The organism is Vibrio sp. S11_S32, from assembly GCF_014694465.1.
GTDB classification, from domain to species: Bacteria; Pseudomonadota; Gammaproteobacteria; order Enterobacterales; family Vibrionaceae; genus Vibrio; species Vibrio algicola.
In genome coordinates this window covers 1-1,055 of record NZ_JAAUWS010000123.1, presented here as the reverse complement: position 1 = coordinate 1,055, position 1,055 = coordinate 1, and the positions used below count along the sequence as shown (strand labels likewise).

Sequence of the window (1,055 nt, the reverse complement as noted above, 5' to 3'; positions counted from 1 at the left end):
AAATTTGAACGTACGAAACCGCACGTAAACGTTGGTACTATCGGCCACGTTGACCACGGTAAAACAACTCTTACTGCTGCTATCTGTACTACACTTGCAAAAGTGTACGGTGGTGTTGCTAAAGATTTCGCATCTATCGATAACGCTCCAGAAGAGCGCGAACGTGGTATCACAATCGCTACTTCTCACGTTGAGTACGATACTCCTGCTCGTCACTACGCACACGTAGATTGCCCAGGACACGCCGATTATGTTAAAAACATGATCACTGGTGCTGCTCAAATGGACGGCGGTATCCTAGTTGTTGCTGCGACTGATGGCCCTATGCCACAAACTCGTGAGCACATCCTACTTGGTCGTCAAGTTGGTATTCCTTTCATCATCGTATTCATGAACAAATGTGACATGGTAGATGACGAAGAACTACTAGAACTAGTAGAAATGGAAGTTCGTGAACTTCTTTGTGAATACGATTACCCAGGTGATGATTTACCAGTAATCCAAGGTTCAGCTCTTGGCGCTCTAAACGGCGAAAAAGAGTGGGAAGACAAAATCGTTGAGCTTGCAGAAGCACTAGATAACTACATCCCAGAACCAGAGCGTGCTGTTGACCAACCGTTCCTACTTCCAATTGAAGATGTTTTCTCAATTCAAGGTCGTGGTACTGTTGTAACAGGTCGTATCGAGCGCGGTATCCTACGCGTAGGTGACGAAGTTGAAATCGTTGGTATCAAAGATACTACTCTTTCTACTTGTACTGGTGTTGAAATGTTCCGTAAACTGCTTGACGAAGGTCGTGCAGGTGAGAACGTTGGTGCACTTCTACGTGGTACTAAGCGTGATGACGTTGAACGTGGTCAAGTATTGGCTGCTAAAGGTTCAATCAACCCACACACAACTTTTGAATCAGAAGTATACGTACTTTCAAAAGATGAAGGTGGTCGTCATACTCCTTTCTTCAAAGGTTACCGTCCACAGTTCTACTTCCGTACAACGGACGTAACTGGCGACATTCAATTGCCAGAAGGCGTTGAAATGGTAATGCCTGGCGATAA

1 protein-coding gene is annotated in these 1,055 nt (G+C 45.1%); it reads left to right on the top strand.

The window, feature by feature from the left end; all coding sequences use genetic code 11:
* Positions 1-1,055: elongation factor Tu (gene tuf / locus HC723_RS16840; protein ID WP_190339916.1), on the top strand; the 1,055-nt coding region annotated here is incomplete at both ends.